At 38.0% G+C, this 16,437-nt stretch carries 13 protein-coding genes; 2 read left to right on the top strand and 11 right to left on the bottom strand.

What is annotated here, in order from left to right; all coding sequences use genetic code 11:
- Positions 1-201: 201 nt before the first annotated feature.
- Positions 202-1,494, bottom strand: a complete 1,293-nt coding sequence (locus tag J2746_RS03005; RefSeq protein ID WP_209616042.1) for a DEAD/DEAH box helicase — start codon at positions 1,492-1,494, stop codon at positions 202-204.
- 193 nt (positions 1,495-1,687) lie between these two features.
- Entirely contained in the window at positions 1,688-2,827 is a 1,140-nt protein-coding gene (locus tag J2746_RS03000) for a DUF2254 family protein (protein ID WP_483414099.1), read from the bottom strand.
- Positions 2,828-3,216: 389 nt separating this feature from the next.
- Here J2746_RS03000 and J2746_RS02995 point away from each other — a divergent pair, with 389 nt between their 5' ends.
- Positions 3,217-3,540 carry a Rieske (2Fe-2S) protein gene (locus tag J2746_RS02995; RefSeq protein ID WP_209616037.1) on the top strand — a complete coding sequence of 108 codons (324 nt, stop codon included), beginning with the start codon at positions 3,217-3,219 and terminating at the stop codon, positions 3,538-3,540.
- Positions 3,541-3,569: 29 nt separating this feature from the next.
- On the opposite strand, the gene J2746_RS14620 is transcribed toward J2746_RS02995, so the two are convergent.
- Positions 3,570-3,908 (bottom strand): hypothetical protein, encoded by a 339-nt coding sequence (locus J2746_RS14620; RefSeq protein WP_245249955.1) that lies wholly within the window; start codon positions 3,906-3,908, stop codon positions 3,570-3,572.
- 36 nt (positions 3,909-3,944) lie between these two features.
- The gene (locus J2746_RS14615) at positions 3,945-4,322 is read right to left on the bottom strand and encodes a class I SAM-dependent methyltransferase (RefSeq protein WP_245249954.1); all 378 of its coding nucleotides are present in this window, start codon (positions 4,320-4,322) and stop codon (positions 3,945-3,947) included.
- Between the two features lie 237 nt (positions 4,323-4,559).
- Here J2746_RS14615 and J2746_RS02985 point away from each other — a divergent pair, with 237 nt between their 5' ends.
- Positions 4,560-5,603 (top strand): hypothetical protein, encoded by a 1,044-nt coding sequence (locus J2746_RS02985; RefSeq protein ID WP_209616034.1) that lies wholly within the window; start codon positions 4,560-4,562, stop codon positions 5,601-5,603.
- 39 nt (positions 5,604-5,642) lie between these two features.
- Here J2746_RS02985 and J2746_RS02980 read toward each other — a convergent pair whose 3' ends face one another.
- From J2746_RS02980 to J2746_RS02950, 7 genes are all read right to left on the bottom strand, one after another.
- Positions 5,643-6,716: a PKD domain-containing protein gene (locus J2746_RS02980; protein ID WP_209616032.1), complete on the bottom strand. Its 1,074-nt coding sequence runs from the start codon at positions 6,714-6,716 to the stop codon at positions 5,643-5,645.
- A 155-nt stretch (positions 6,717-6,871) separates the two neighbouring features.
- Positions 6,872-8,212, bottom strand: coding sequence for a bile acid:sodium symporter (locus J2746_RS02975; RefSeq protein ID WP_209616029.1), 1,341 nt, complete (start codon positions 8,210-8,212; stop codon positions 6,872-6,874).
- 375 nt (positions 8,213-8,587) lie between these two features.
- Positions 8,588-9,967, bottom strand: coding sequence for a methanol--corrinoid protein co-methyltransferase MtaB (gene mtaB / locus J2746_RS02970; RefSeq protein WP_209616026.1), 1,380 nt, complete (start codon positions 9,965-9,967; stop codon positions 8,588-8,590).
- Positions 9,968-9,978: 11 nt separating this feature from the next.
- A complete protein-coding gene (mtaC, locus tag J2746_RS02965) occupies positions 9,979-10,743 on the bottom strand; it encodes a methanol--corrinoid protein MtaC (RefSeq protein WP_209616023.1) in 765 nt (254 codons plus the stop codon).
- Between the two features lie 640 nt (positions 10,744-11,383).
- Positions 11,384-14,515 carry a PAS domain S-box protein gene (locus tag J2746_RS02960; RefSeq protein WP_209616020.1) on the bottom strand — a complete coding sequence of 1,044 codons (3,132 nt, stop codon included), beginning with the start codon at positions 14,513-14,515 and terminating at the stop codon, positions 11,384-11,386.
- A gap of 282 nt (positions 14,516-14,797) precedes the next feature.
- Positions 14,798-15,562 (bottom strand): methanol--corrinoid protein MtaC, encoded by a 765-nt coding sequence (gene mtaC / locus J2746_RS02955; protein WP_209616018.1) that lies wholly within the window; start codon positions 15,560-15,562, stop codon positions 14,798-14,800.
- 428 nt (positions 15,563-15,990) lie between these two features.
- The gene (locus tag J2746_RS02950; protein ID WP_209616016.1) at positions 15,991-16,359 is read right to left on the bottom strand and encodes a VOC family protein; all 369 of its coding nucleotides are present in this window, start codon (positions 16,357-16,359) and stop codon (positions 15,991-15,993) included.
- Positions 16,360-16,437 lie beyond the last annotated feature (78 nt).

Raw genomic sequence — 16,437 nt, 5'->3', positions numbered from 1 at the left:
AAAACGAATATTCGACTTTATCTTATTACTGTAAAAATAAGTTTTTTAAACAGTAGGTGGATAATTGGTTCTAGCCTATATGATAGGCTCAAAGTATATAATATGTACCATGTAACTGGTAGGTTTATTCAGGAAAAAAGTTTTCTTTACAAGTGTTTTTCCTGAAAAATCCCATATTATCCTAATATACCAGAACAATCCTCATTTATTCTCTGAAAGCATTATCTTTACAAGACCAGCAGCAACATCCATGGAAGTACAATCCTCGTCCAGCATTTTCTCAACCCAGTGGATATACTTTCCAAGGTGCCCTTCATCAACTGTCTCTTTCACCCTCTTTGCCAGCATATTTGCCTTGAAATCTTCAGCATCACTTCTTGTAGGCACCTTGCGGCACTTTATTTTGGTTCGTGTATACTTCTGGATATTCTTGATCTTGTATATTTCCCTTGCAGTGACAAAAGTGAATGCTATACCCTGTCTTCCTGCACGTCCGGTCCTTCCGATCCTGTGAACATAAGATTCCTCGTCCTGCGGCATGTCAAAGTTGAACACTACTTCAATATTCTCAACATCAATACCACGAGCAGCCACATCAGTAGCAACAAGAATCTCTATCTCACCATTCCTGAAACTTCCCATGACCTTCTCTCTCTGGTTCTGCTTCATATCACCATGAAGGCCATCTGTCAGATATCCCCTGTTCTTAAGTTTTAAAACAAGTTCATCCACCATCTTTTTGGTATTACAAAAAACAAGACATGATTTCACATCATGAATATCTATCATTCTGCAGAGAATGTCAGGTTTCATATGATGTTTGACCTCAAAATATGCCTGCTCCATATTAGGAACAGTAACCACTTTATGGATTGTCTTGACAAGTTCAGGATTCTGCTGATATTTCTTTGTCAGCTTCATTATTGGCTTTGGCATAGTAGCTGAAAAAAGAATTGTCTGTCTGCCTTCAGGAATACTGGCAAAAATACTCTCAATATCTTCCCTGAAGCCCATATCAAGCATTTCATCAGCTTCGTCAAGTACAAACATCTGCACACTGTTTAGATTTAAAGTCTTTCGTTCAATGTGATCCAGTACTCTTCCCGGAGTGCCTATTACTATCTGCACACCTCTTTTAAGAACCTTGATCTGTCTGTCAATGTTCTGTCCGCCATAAACTGCCAGTATCTTGGTACCGGTGTATTTTCCAAGTTTTCCTATTTCGTCTGCAACCTGGTTTGCAAGCTCCCTGGTAGGACAGAGCACAAGAACCTGGGTCTTTTTGCTTCTGGAATTTACCATTTCAAGCGCAGGTATGCCGAATGCTGCTGTTTTACCTGTTCCGGTCTGTGCCTGACCGATAACATCCCTGCCCTCAAGAATAAAAGGAATAGCTTTTGACTGTATTGGTGTGGGTTCCTCAAAACCCAGTTCTTTAATTGCCTTTTCAAGATTACGCGATAAATAAAGGTCTTTGAAAGTTGATGATTCCATGTTATATTTCCTGTGATGGTATGGCATTTATGTAAAACATAGAATGTGATTTCTCATCTTCAATGATTTTAACCAGCCATGTTTTAAAATTAAGTTTCAAACGTTCCAAATTGTTTTGGTAATACAAAACAAAAAAGATCAGTGCTCCTTTAACAGCAACACCGGAATTAAGCTTGTCGGTGTTAATACCTTATTATTCCTGCTTGATAGCTGCCATTATTTTATCTATTTTAACACATAAACGCCTATATTCAGGAGTTGTTTCAAACTCCATAGATAATTTAAGCGCATCAAATTGATCCAAAGCCTGGTTAACTGAACATTGCTTATCATTTTCACTGGCTCTCAAACCAAGTCTGCTGATATAAACAATTATATCTTCAATAATCCAAGGTTCAATTCGGTTTCCTACACATGCAATACCTATTGAACCAATGGAATTGATAATCCTTGATGTTTCACCATCGAACTCTTCATCCAGTCCATGCTGACCAATGTCATAAAGGTAATTTATTACAGTAGAAAGAATATTTTTCTGATTGACATCTGCAGCAACAACACCTATTTGTTCCATTGAAGATGCCGCCTGTAAAACTGCTTCTCTGCTATCTGTCTTTTCAAGCTTAGTCCATAAATATTCAAGATTTCTGATAACAATGAAAGTAGCATCTTCATCGTAGTGATTCAAGGTGAATTTCCCGAATCTCGCCAGTCTTGAGAATATGTAATTAGCTATTATTTTGCGCTCAGTAGTTTCAAGACTGGTATTTGAAAATATTTCTTTTGACCTGATACCTATGATGTTCAAACCATTCCTTGTTGTTTCAAAATCATGGTTCAACATTGAACTGCTTACGATATCTATTATTGGCTGTATCGGGTCTTTTTCGAGAGGATCTGTTGAATCAGAACTTATAGCTGTTGTAATATTAACGGCTGTAAGTTTCGTTGCCTGCATGTTCAATAATGTTGAAGGTTTAAGTGTTTTAAGGGTTCTGAAAAGATACGGGAATAATATTACAAAGGAATAGATTCCTGTATGATATACAAACGATATGTGCATGTTTATCTCTTCATTGCTTTTATCCGGAATTGCCTTTAAAATAAAAAGGCTGTAACTCATTGATGCAATATAGATGATCATCAATATCCAGAAATCAGGGTTGTATGATTTTAGCAGGTCTATCATTCTCACAGAATATGAACTGGAAGCCATTTCCACAGCAACAAGACTCAAAGTTACAATTATTGCCATTATGGCAGCTTCACTCTGTATCAGAGCGCTTATCATGTAACGGGCACTTGCCATGCTATAGTCCGAAGGACCGAACATATAAACAAAGTAATGAGATATTCCCAGACTTAATAAAAACAGAATAGCATAGAACATTATGCGTTTTGACCATAACCGCAGAACATCTACCGGTAACCTATCGTTAGCTAATATTTTTATTTGTTTTATTGTATTGATGATTTTCATTCCTGAAATTAATTACAGGCTTTATGAATGAAGCCTGCTACTGCTATTTATTGCTAAATATATCTGTTTTGTCCGTTTATGTACTTTGGGGTTAATCGTAAATTAATTGTCAGCCTGCCAGGAAATGACTGGAAATTTATTTATAAACGAAGATCAGAGAATCTTATAGGAGAATGTTTCAAACCATCACAGATTGGAAACAATTCTTTCTTCATAAAATCAAAGGTTAAAGAGGTTAGAAAATGCCTGAGTGGGTAGCTGCTGTTAAGGAAGAAGATCTTAAAGATGAAAAAATTAAAGTTGTGAACACAGGGAACAAGCAAATAGCTCTTGTTAAAAAGAACAATGAAATATACGCACTTGATAACGAATGCCCTCATGAGGGATGCCCTCTTAAAAGCGGAACCCTTGAAGAGTACACACTCAAATGTGCCTGTCATAACTGGGGTTTTGATATAAGGACCGGAGAGAATGTAGACACTGGCGAATATATCGATATGGACGATCCAAAAGTTGAAACCTACGAAACAAAAATTGAAAACGGGATGATAGAGATCCTTGTATAAATTCTGAGCTCTAGACAATTACCATAGTATTATTTTGTGTTCTTCTGGAAGATGAGGAACACATAACCATATTCATCAGGATACTTTTTGAATATATCTATCTCTTTTCTGGCAAACTCAATTATCATTTCCGCATCATTTTTCCCTTTTAACTGTTCACTGATATCATCAAGCCTTTTTTCCAAGTGAACATAGTATTCATCCCACCAGGCAGTTGCAGGAAGCTTAAAACTTGAGATCAGATCATATCCACAGCCCGTTATCACTTTTTCAGTGTCAGGTATATTCTTTATATCCGGATAACATTGCTTCCAGAATTGTACTGCTTCCTCTGCCGGATTGTCTATGAACCATGCAGCTTCTGTCAATGCAATGTATCCCTCATTTTTAAGGAACTGTCTCCATTATTCAAGTCCTCTTTCAAAACCCATGACAAATATAGAACCCTCTGCCCAGATAAGATCGAATTCCCGGGTTTCAAAAGGTAGCTTATCCATGGAAGAACGGACTGTAGTAATCCTGTCATCAACACCTTTTGCCTTTGCATTCTCCATTAGGGTATCAAGATATGGCTGGTAAACATCAACTGCAGTTATGTGACAATTGCCGCAGATCTCTGCAAGGTGTATTGTCTGCATACCAACCCCACATCCAATATCAAGGATCTTCGAACCTTCAGGTAAGTATGGAATAGACCTGAATGCTTTTTCAGTACATTTATTGCTGCAGGGGCCTTGTCTGGGTAATCCATCAAATATCTCAAAAATAGTTGATTCTTCCATAAAATGGAAAGGAAAAATGAATATAAATATTTTGTGTGAGAATCCAATTTTTGTACTGACAAAAAAACCATAATCATACAAACAAAAGCCAGTCCGAAATACCCGAATTTAACTTCAAGTCAGTTTGAAGTTTTCAATATTGTTTAATAAATTGAAAACATGTTCCAGACTAATCTTCAAGATAGTACAAAACTAGAAATAGTAAAAACAAACCAACTAATAACGGGAGGGTTATTATTGAAGAAATTATTTTCAATTTTCATATTAGCATTATTTCTTATAAGTGCTGGCTGTGCTGAAGTGCAGGATAATACTGATGAAAATACCATTTCCGATGATGCAACAATTGTGCATCTTTCATACGGTGCTTTCACATTACCTGAAATGGCAATTCAGAAAATGGTTGTAAATTCCACATCAGTGAATTTCAGTTATTACAATTACCAGAATGAGTTAACAGCCAGATATGTCAAACCCATAGATCAGGAAACAAGAAATGAGCTGATTGCTCTTTTCAACAACAATGATTTCATGGAACTGGATGAACTGTACGAACCACAGGAAGGACAACCCATTATTGCAGATAGTGGCACCGTTGAGATTCAGGTTATGCAGGATGGTGTGACTAAAATTGTTAAGGTGGAGCCTTATGCATCAGAATATATGCCGGATAACCTGAAAGAGATCAATGATGCGCTCCTGGAACTCAGACAATATGCACTGGCACCCACTGAAGATGAAAGAAAGGAGATTGCCAGTGAATGGATCATGAACGCACCTACATACAGCTTTGATGGTTCTGACCTTGAATTTGTAAATTATCAGGTAAGTGACGAAAATCCACGTGAAGCTATGTTGAACTACACATTCATAAGTAATCATGGGGGTTATGGTAACAGGTCCGACCAGATGATAATTCAGGTAATTACAGAACACAACATTGAAATTGTACTTTATAACAGAAATGTGAATTCTGCAATAATTGATGGAGTATGGGATGAAATGAATCAGGTTATGCTGGAAGAAACTGTTACAATGATATCAGATGAGATGAATTGCAACCAGACACCCTGGCAAACCTGGTACAGTGAAGGCAACATCAATTTCCTGAAAGAACCGAGTGAAGAAGAACTTATAGTTGCATACTTTGCTACAATCTACAACATTGAAGTTTCAGATCTAAGCTCTGTCAGCCTGGAAGACGAAATGTGTCAATTTACAATAAAAATCAAAGAAAGTGACGTAGAAACACTTACAGAAATAGGATGGCATAAGGCTTAAAGCCCTCCTACATCATTTTTATTCCATTGAATACCATGATTATTTGAATTTATCAAGATAATATTTGAAAAAATATTCAACAGTAACAGTTGTTACATCAGTATCAATATTACCAGCATTATCCATAACAGTGAGTGTTACTGTATAGGTACCCGCTGTGTTATAGGTGTGGAACGCATTTTCATCGACAGCAGTGCTACCATCACCGAAGTCCCATGTATATGACATTATAGTTCCGTCCGGATCATGAGATCCTGTGCTTGATAATTTGATCTTTTTTCCAACTCTTGTTTCATAAGGTCCATTTGCATATGCTATCGGTGGAAAATCAGAAGGAAAAACTTCAATTGTTATGACCTTTGTATCGGTCAGATAACCATCGCTTACTGTGATCTCAAATAAGTTATCACCTATATTAGAAGAGTTAGGTGTCCATAGAAAGGTACCTGTTGAACTCTCAAAGGATGCACCTTCCGGAAGGGAAGTAGCTGAGAATGAAAGTACATCGTTGTCAGGATCAGTTGCCTGGAACCTAAGGTCAAGTAGATTATTTTCAGTCACCTGTACAGATTCAACATCTTCCAGCACGGGTTTTGAATCTACCAGAATAGTTGCTGGATCACTCACGAATTCTATAGGGTTTGAAGATGTGTCACTCATTATAACATTAGCAAGTCCTATATCAAAAAAACCTGTATCCTCTCCTGCCACAACAGTCATTTCTGCAACCGTACCTGCTTCACTTGCAGATACATTTCCAAGAACAGCAGAATAAACCGTTCCGGAAGAACTGGAAGAAGGAGTATTTTTTAGTTCAAATGCCACTGATGCTCCGGACTGTGAGAAAAGATCACCTTCACTAACACTAAGTACAGAAAAATCGGAAGATGGGAGTAAAACATCAAACTGCACACCTGATATCGGTGTAACCGGAGCTATATCAATATCAATAGTGAAAGTGCTTCCCGGTTCAACCTGATAACCGGAAGGTGTTACACTTATCTCACTGACAGAAAGCTCTGTGGAGCTACTATTATCTATCAAACCGGGTAGAGAAACTATAGCTATTAGTGTGAATATAGCAAGTAAATGAAATCGTTTTGAAGAATCCATAAAAGGCACCTAAAAGATTGAATCTTTGTTTGTGCTTATTAGTATGATGTACATGGAATCCATATCCATGTACATGCAACTTGATAGTTCAATATCAAAAGCAGCATTTGAAAATAATAGAAATGTGGACAGATATTCTCAAAATAGAACATTTCTCACACATTAAGATTCATTTTGTCAATTATATCTGACTCGGTAATCACACCCTTGTAATTTCCTCTGTCATCAATTATCAATGCCTTGTATTCATGTTGTCTTTTCATCATGGAAATTACTTCCTTTAATGGAAGTCTCTCTTCTATTTTCAATATTGGAAGTAATTTTATAGCTTTTAGTTTTTCATTCAATGGTATACCATCGGCAAGAAGGTTGATTATCATTTCAGAGGAAATAATACCAGAAGGGTCTTCATTTTTGTTCAGGACCGCAAGAGAATGAATGTGTTCTTCATCAAGTAGTTTTATCGCATCATGCAGGGTCGATTCATCATGCAGTGCAAAAATACCTTCTTCCATAACATCCTTTGCTCTGTCTATAGACTCTCCAAATATGATATTTGTAAATTTAACATACCACGCAGCAGACTGAACCTGAATGATATAGGCCAGTGCAATGATCATAGCAATATCAGAGCCCTGTGTTCCAAATACAGCCATTGCAAGAGCAAGAGCTATTGAAAGATTACGCATGACAGTACCATATACAAGAGCAATACCATCCTCACGGCTGAACAAAAATTTGGCAACCAGTGTACTCAATATAAAGTTTAGGGCATAGAATATCGCAAGTGGAACCAACAGGTCTACGAGCATTGAAGGCTGGGATACTATTGTTTTGGACTTAAGGGACATTGCAACGAATACAATACCCAGAACACCCAGAGTAGAAAGCATAGGGAACTTCTTTTTAATATCCTTTTGATATTTTGCCTCTCCATATTTCCATATAATATATCGCTGGGTAGCATAACCTGCAATCATAGGCAGAAATACAATCAAGGCTATTTGCTTGAATACATTAAGCAACGGAATCTCAATAACCGCACCCATCAACCACTTTGCATACAGAGGAGTTGCCAACGAGCCTGCAACAAGACCTATTACTGTCATTTTGATTGCAGCATTAAGGTTTCCTTTCGCAAATCCTGTCCATGAAATAGTCATTCCGCTTGTTGGAAGCAAAGATGCAAGAAGCAGTCCCAATGCAACCAGAGGATCATCTGCAAAAAATATCCTTCCCAGTCCAAAAGCTAAAAATGGGATTATTGCAAAATTTATCAACTGCGTTGCAAACTGTACCTTCGTATCCCCTCCGGAAAATACTTTTTTAATCTGGAGGTTAACCATCATCGGATAAACCATCAGAAAAGTAAGAGGAATAATAAGAACTTTCAGAAATGAAGGATCATAATTATAACCGAATACAATTCCAAGCACCATAAACAAAGGTATGCTGTATACAAGGTTTTTCTGCAAATAGGATATTCTTTTCCACATTTCTTCACCTCAAATGAATGCAATAATAAATTATTCAGTACATTATGAAAATTAGAATGTAATTTAAACACTTTCAAGTGCGGACATTTCTCACTGTGAAAAAGAAGTACTCTTTTCAGTGAAAGTGAATATAGAAAAAGGGAATCTGAATAAAGATGAGAAAAGTATCAAAGGCTTTACAGGAGAAGTGACAGGTACTTGCCATAAATTGAAGGTTGTGGAGTTGGAGGTAGAATTGATGGCGTTTGACCCTTTTTACTGTAAAGCCTATGATTTTTATTGTGGAGTTAATTTGTAAGTGATAATTGTGATTAAGTTTCGTTTTTGAAATATGAAAGAAAGAAGTTTTCGTAAAGAAAACTTCTAACACTACATTTAGAGAGCGTAGTTCTCTGGCTTGAATACTGGTACTTCCTTCTTGAAGCGCTCCATGCATTCGCTCATGAATGTCTCGGACTCTGAGGTGATTGCGTCGAGTTCTGCGGTTGCCTTCTCGAGTGCACCGAGTTCGAACTTTGTCATCTCAAGACCCTCTGCGTTGTTCAGGAGGTCGCAGCATGCTACTGCAGCGTTCTTTGCACGGAGGAAGACGTCGTCTGCATCCTTTACGATTGCTTCACCGACGGTGTATGCGTTGTCGTATGCAAGGACATATGACTGTGGGTCTCTGAATCTGTCGGAAGCCATGAGGAGGTCTCTGAGGATCTTCTCGTTTCCTGACTTAAGAGCTGTGTTCATAAGAGCACAGTCGTAGTTGAGGGATTCTGACCAGCACTGTACTGTTGTACCACCGAATTCACCGTGGTATTCAACGGACTCGTTTGACCAGAGGTCACAGCACTGCATGATAAGGTTACCCATTACATCTGAGTGTGCACAGGTTGATGTCTTACCTTCAAAGGACATTGGCATACCGGAGATTGCCTTTACGATGATGTTCTCGTATCCACAGTCCTTTCCTGGACCTACTGCGCCAGCTTCGTATGCTGCGAGTGATCTTGGAGCGGAGATTGCTCTTGCGAGGATTGCGAGTGTGTGTGCAAGGTTCTTGTCAAGAAGTCCACCTGCAATGAACATTGCAGTATTTGCCTGTGCACAGTCTGTGTCACCAGCAGCTGTTACGCCCTTCTTCTGTGCTACACCTGCGATTTCCTGCCAGAGGTATTCCATGTCCATGGTACCGAGGCAGCCTATTGCGTAAAGCATACCTGGAACGTCGTTCCTGAGTACTGCGTAGTCGAAGATTTCCTTTCCACCCATTGATTCGATGGAGAGAAGGTCTGCACCGCTTTCTGCAATCTGTTCGAAGGACTCCATGACGGTTGTCATCTTGTCGCCTCTGAGTTCCATGAACTCTTTGTGCTCTCTGATGTCACCAGGGGTATGTCTCAGTGCACATTTGATTCCGTATTCTTCATGGTACTCTTCCATGATGGTCTTCTGTGCGTGTGCTACAGCTGCTCCCCATGATGGGTTGTTGGTCATCTGCTGTACGTGTTCTGTCTCAAGTACTACGGATGGGAAACCGACCTGGACCATTCTTGCCATAATGTCTTTTGTGATCCTCTGGTACTCGTTTACGAGTTTCTCCATGGACTCACCGGCTTCTGGCCTTGGTGCGTAGTTTACTTCTGCGGTTGTGTATCCTGCTCCGATCTCAAGGTCAAGACCTGCTTTTACAGGTTTCTTTGCGTTACCGAAGACCATTTCATCTGCTTCGGAATATGCCATTGTTGTGAATCTGTTAATTGCCATTTTTAATCACCTCAGTGCTGGTGGAATTTCTCTCTCAGTGCTGCAATGTCTGCGCCTGCAAGGATAGCGTCTGCCATCTTTGGTGCGTCTGCTGCTTCTTCTCCGTATACACCAAGTGAGTAGGTTGAAACGAAGTCCTGGTTTACTGCTCCGCCACCACATGCGAATGGCATTGTGATTCCGCTCTCGACGAGAAGGTCGTTGACTTCCTTGAATGCATACATGGTTGTTGTCATGAGTGCAGTTCCGGTCATCATGATTGGCTCATGTTCCTTTACAGCTGCAAGTGCTTCTGCGGATGGTACGTCTCTTCCGAGGTCGATAACTTCATAGCCGTTTGCTCTGAGGAGAGCTGCTACGATTGACTTACCGATGTCGTGTACGTCACCTTCTGCGACCATACAGACAACCTTGCCCTTCTGGACAGGTGCTTCGTTGGACTGGGTCTTACAGAAATCGATACCATCAAGCATTGCGTCTGCGGACATCATTACGTTTGGAAGGAAGATTACACCCTGGTCGTAAAGGTCTGTTACTACCTTCATACCTACCATAAGTGCATCGTCGATGAGTGCAATTGGGTCCTTGCCTGCTGCGATTGCTGCTTCAAGACCTTCTACTACATCATCTTCTTCACCCTCAAAGATCGCTTCTGCGATTGGCCTGTATAACTCCTCTTTTGGATAGAGTTCTGCTGCCGCCTCTTCAGGGGTCATTGATTTTTCCATTTTAACGTTGTATCTGATAAGGATACCTTCTTTGTCTACTATTAACATTCTATACCTCCTTCAATTTGGATAGTCTAGTTTATTGAACTTGAATCAAGTTCAATCCAATCTACACAAAAAGGTTCTTCCGAACCTCAAATCATGCACTTTTTTTATCATATATAAAGGTTGGCTTGGATACATACACATATATAAATATAACTATAGACAGGATAGCAAACGAACTCAGAAAAATAAAATAAATGAGCCCATAGATGTTGTTTTTACAATAAATATGATTTTATGAATTTCGTTGACTAAAAAATATAGGCAAAGACTTATGAATAATGAATGGAAATTTATGGAATGAAAGGGCATATAAAAATAAATGTATTGCAAACAATATATGTTATATGTTCATTACAAAAAAATCAAATATATAGAGTCTATTGAGGCTGTTTTTTAATATTATACAATTAACATTGATTTAAAATTGGTTAACACAGGAAAACACATAAATATAAGGTCAGTTTGAATTTTAGATTTAAAATAAATGAATTTATCAATGTGAGAGACAAAATATCAAATTAAAAACCAGATATGAATAAAAATAAAAGTAGATGATATTATAATAATTACTAAATAAAATATTGCTGATTTGTTAGATAAAATTTTCTTGAACAAAAAACATTCATCCAACAACTATATATCATACCCTTTCCCGGGTGACGCATATTGTTATTGTTTCATCCTCAAGTTGCCCCATTGAACAGCGCATTTCAACAGGGATGAGCTCACCTGAAACGGTTTCAAAGGGGTTTGTACAAACGACTGCCCTGCCATCCAGGATTTCCTTGAATTCAGCTGCAGCTTCAAGAAGCATTTTTTGTGGATAAAGATTAATAAGATTCATCCCGATCAAGTCATTTTTGGTGTAACCAAGTCTTTCAAATGCATAGGGGTTAGCATAAAGTATGCACCCGTCCTCATCAAGCATGAAGACCATGTCTTTCATAACTTCAAAAATGACCTGAAGGTTTCTGATATTTTTCTGTACATCTACCTGCTCACGCATACGCCCTATAACGGGACCTATTTGAGAAGCCACAGCCTCAAGGGAATCCCTTACTTCAAAAGGAACAGCATGTACACTGTGAGATGAAAGCATCAGTATAGCTACAAGTTCCATGCCATATCTGATAGGAATTAACGCTGTTGCTTCCAATCTTTCATGAGCCTGTTTTTCACCAGGAATCATGGATGTAAGCTCATAATATCGCGTGTAAAGAGGATATTCTGTTTTCAGAAGACGTGCATAGATAGACGAACCAGAATAATGCCTTGCATTTTTAACAAACTCATGAGAAAGACCTGAATGTGCCACTATATTCATATCCCCTGTGACATCATCAACCAGATAAAGGGCACCACAATCCAGGTCATCCATCTGTGTAGTGAATTCCACAAGCTGGGAGAACATGTCACCAACATCACCCATAGGACTTAAAAGCATACCCACATCATTGCCAATCTGCATAAAATTCTTGACATTTTTACGTTCGGTAATATCTACGATGATACCCTGAATATACTTAAGATTACCTTCAGCATCACGTTTTATGACAGACCTCTCATCTACCCATCTGACCTCTCCTGCCTTTGTAAGTATACGATATTCAAATGAAAGATTGTCCTCACCAGAGAAAACATCATATTCCATAGTTAGCCTTTCAACATCAGAAGGATGGATGATATCACCATAAAGGATCTTTCCTGACATAAGGTCCTCTGCCTGGTAGCCAAACTGCGATATGTTCTCGGAAACAAACTCAACTTTCCAGTCTTCATCCGGTTTCCAGAAAAATACAACTGCAGGACTGCTCTTGATTACAGTTTCCAGGACCTTTTGAACCTCAATCAGCTCAAGGAGTTCCTTTTCTTTTTGTTTCTGATCGGTTATGTCCCTGATAATAGCCATTATAGCCGGACTGCCTTCATGCTCTATTATAGAAGAGTTGATCTCAGCTGGAGTAGTTCCTCCTTCTTTTGATACCAATTCAATCTCATATTTCAGGGAAGACTTACGATTCTTTTCAAGACTCTTTCGGAATTTATTCATAACCATTCTCTTATATTCAAGGGAAAGAAAATCTTCAAAAGGTCTGCGAAGTATCTCTGTTTTGGAAAAGCCTGTGATATCGCAGAATTTCATGTTAGCAAAAACAAGAATTCCATTCTGAACAATTATAATGCCGTCGTTTCCTTCTTCTACAAGAGATGAATATTTCTTTTCCGAAGCTTTAAGCTCTGCCTCGGCTTTTTTTCTTTCGGAGATGTCCCTGACAGCCATCATTACAGACGGTTTATCCTCGTGCAGTATGTAAGACAAACTTATTTCAGCAGGGAAAGTATCACCAGATTTCCCCAGAAACTCGATCTCATCATTGCGACGAATGCTATGCTTATCTTTAAGCACTTTTTTAATTCGTTTTCCTACCATACGCTGGTATTCGAGGGGAACATGGCTGGTGAAGGATTTTCCAAGTAGTTCCTCCCTGGAAAAACCTGTAAGCTCTGAAAATTTGGAATTAATGAACTTAAAATTCTCATTGTTGAGTATGATGATACCATCATTACCTTTCTCCACAAGGGTGGAATACTTCTCTTCTGAAGCTTTTAACTCTGCTTCAGCTTTTTTTCTTCCGGAGATATCCCTTACAGTCATCATTACCGAAGGTTGATGCTTATACAATATGTAAGAAAGACTTATTTCAGCAGGAAAATTACTGCCATCAGCTTTCAAGAACTCTATCTCATCATTTCTCTTAATACCACGCTTGTCTTTCAACACTTTTTTTAATCTCTTGGAAATCATGCGATGGTATTCAAAAGGAACACTGGATAATAGATCTTCACCTGAAAGGGGTGGGTTTTCAGCACCAAGCATCCGGATGAACTTTGAATTATTAAAAACTATTTTCCCGTTCTGTAGTATAAGTATTCCGTCATTTCCTTTTTCTACAAGCATGGAATATTTTTCTTCAGAAGCTTTAAGTTCAGCCTCGGCAAGTTTCTGAGATGTTATATCTTCTATTGAAACCAGGATCAACTTCTGCCTGTCCATTCCTGTATCAAGAGGACGGGCAGTAAGCCTCATTGTCCGGTTACCAAGACCACTTATATTACATCCAACTTCAATAGAATCAAAAAAATATTCTTGCTTCAAAGCCTTATCAAAAAATGAATTTATTTGGTGTTTATTTGCATTATTTAAGCTTAGGAAATGTTTTCCTTCAGTATTTTCAGGCTTTAACTTAAAAAGCTCATAGAAATACCTGTTAGCAGAAAAAACATGAAATGTGCTATCAAGGATCAGGAGAGGGTTCTGTATACTGTCAACTATACTTTTACAATAAATCTTTTCTGCATTGGTATCGAACTGAAAACCCTTTTTTACAGATATTATCCCATGATAAAGATAACCATTATCCCGGGAAACCTCAGCTGTTCTTTCGCTGACTTCGCATATAGTGCCTTTTTGGCATCTCAATCTATAATCTGCAACGAAAAAAGGGCTGTCAGCACTGTTGACATAATCTGCATAGTCCTGTTCAATATCATCAACATCAGATGGATGAACAATATCCATAAATCTGATTTTTCCGGAAATCAGGTCATCCGGATCGTAACCTAAAAGTGATATGTTTTTGGATACCGAAACAATTTGGTTTTTGTCAGTACCTTTCCATAGAAAAGAAAGAATAGTATCTGACAAAAGGCACTCATTATTTCCCTTCTGGGATGAATGCGCCTTTTCCTGTTTTTCTTCAGTAATGACCATATATTTCCCATCCAATGTATTGTTTCCTTACGACATCAGACATAATAGTATTTAACTTATGAATGTAAACATATCTCAACCTTTTGTTATTATTACATGCAAAACTCTCTTTCTCACACCTTTTTAAACACCGGAAAAAAGGAGATGTTAAATACATGGAGATGAAAGCATTAATTGGCTCTCATCTGAATATCATACTTCCTTCAATCCAATCTACACAAGAAGGATCTGTGTTTGGATGTGAGCCACCTTTTTTAATTGTACGGCACTGCAGTAATAGTTTCAATGTACATGAAACTGTTCCCTTATTTCCTGTATATTTTTGTTCTTGAGAATAAGATCTGCGATCTTAGGTACAATTGCAGCATCTTCACAATATATACCCAAATCATAATTCATAACAAAGTCCTGAGTTACAGCTCCACCACCACATACCAGAGGAATCATGATATCATTTTCAAGAAGCCGGTTGTTAACTTCCATGAAAGAATACATGGTTGTTGTCATCAGGGAGGTTCCTGTGATCATTATAGGTCTGTATTTAAGTACGGCACTAATAACCTCATCTGTTGGCACATCACTACCAAGATCGATTACTTCATATCCATTTGACTTCAAAAGTACGGTCAGTATTTTCTTACCTATATCATGGATATCTCCTTCCACAACATAGGATACTACAGTACCCTTGAATTCATGAGCCTTGCCTGATATCTGCTTACAATACTCAATGCCGTCAGTCATTGCGTGTGATGAAATCATCACATCAGGAAGGAACAAGTCTCCATCCTCATATAGTTGGGATACTATATCCATCCCGACCATCAGTGCATCATCGATAAGGGATATGGGATCTTTTCCGACACTAACTGCTTCTTTAAGAGCGAAAATCACTTCATCCTCATCGCCTTCAAAAACTGCTTCAACAATATTGCGCAACAGTATGTCCGAAGGGAAAAATTCTCTTGCTATCTCATCGGGAGTTAGTTCGCTTTCAAGTTTAACATTATATCTAACAAGAATCCCTGTTGGATCAATATCCAGCATTGTGCCTCCTTTTTTCAAAAATTGTAAAGTGCATGTGTGCAAAGTGCATACAAAGTATTTACAATAATAAATATTTATTGTATATACACCATGTTATTGGGTACTAAAATTGCAAATATGATATGTAAATGTAACGTTTAAAAAAATATAATAATATCTTTTTATTAAGTTCTATCCCAATATAAAAACAATAACAACAAGCTACTTAATATTTTATTGTAAAACGATACTCAGCCTGAAATTAGATTTATTGATTTATTCTGGCAAATATATTTTTTGATTCGTTGTCATTTACTTACGATTCTAATTCACAGGATAAGCATAGTGGATACAATATAAAATTGCAGTTATTATCATTTCACCCGTTAAATGTGCAAGAGAAAAAAAAAATAAAAAACAGTATGAACGACGACTTCCAAATCATATACTCATTTTGCATCAGGGTCCTCTTCCCATATACCAAAAATATTCCCTTCGGTATCCTCACACATTGAAAGATAGCCCCAGCCGGGAACAGGCATAGGCTCTGAAGCTTGTCCGCCTGCATCTTTTATTTTTTTAATGTATTCATTCAGCGATGGGACACCTATAAAATTTGTAACGCCTTGTCCAGGTTCTTCCCTGTTACCCATGCCGCCCGCAATACCTTCATTTCCTTCCAGATCTTTAGTTGTAAATATATAATAATCCATATCAGGAAATGGTTTTTCGAATGTCCAGTCAAAAAGTTCAGAATAGAATTTCTTTGACCTTTCAAGATCTTCTGTTGGTATATCTATGTGAACAAAAGTTGCCATATGTTAACCCCGTTAACAATAAGCTATTTGGATACTTATAAGTTCGTATCACCATAAAAAAGGTATTATCTACATTTT

Source organism: Methanolobus bombayensis, assembly GCF_017873415.1.
GTDB classification, from domain to species: Archaea; Halobacteriota; Methanosarcinia; order Methanosarcinales; family Methanosarcinaceae; genus Methanolobus; species Methanolobus bombayensis.
Note: the sequence above shows the minus strand (reverse complement) of the source record. Positions and strands in the feature narration are given on the sequence as shown.